At 58.2% G+C, this 536-nt stretch carries 1 pseudogene; it reads right to left on the bottom strand.

Annotated features, from left to right (window positions below):
• Positions 1–536, bottom strand: a pseudogene (locus B2T33_RS00235) (anthranilate synthase component I); the annotation flags it as partial.

The raw sequence follows: 536 nt of genomic DNA, 5'->3' as shown, positions 1-536 counted from the left end.
GCGCGGATGTAATCCTTGGCCTTTTCGACCATGTCGTGGAATCCGGCCTCGGTGACGCTGACTTTTGGTTCGGGCAGGGTATCGGGTAGGGATTTGGAGCGGCGGTCGATAAACAGATTGCGCTGGAACTGCTGGACCACGTCATTAAGACGCGCGCAGGCCAGATCATAGGCGGCATCAGCCGAAATGCCGCTTTGCGGGCGGACGGGCGTCACCACGGTCACCGTGTCTTCGATGGTGTCAAAACTTGCCGTCACGGTCGGGCGGATGAAAATGCCATCGGGCACATCAAGTTCGTCCTTGTTGCTGTCGGGCAGCTTTTCCATCAGACGCACAGTGTCATAGCCCATATAGCCGACCAGTCCGGCACTCATCGGTGGCAGGTTGTCGGGCAGTTCGATATGGCTTTCAGCGATCAGTTTCTTGAGACTGTCAAGCGGGGCGTCAGGCTCGGCCACAAAGGCATCGGCATCGGCCATCACACGGCGATTGAGTTCGGCCTTGTTGCCAAAGCAGCGCCAGATCAGGTCGGGTTT

Origin of the sequence: Thalassospira sp. UBA4513, from assembly GCF_002388495.1 — a bacterium.
Lineage (GTDB): Bacteria > Pseudomonadota > Alphaproteobacteria > Rhodospirillales > Thalassospiraceae > Thalassospira > Thalassospira tepidiphila.
This window is presented reverse-complemented; position numbering and strand designations above follow the sequence as displayed.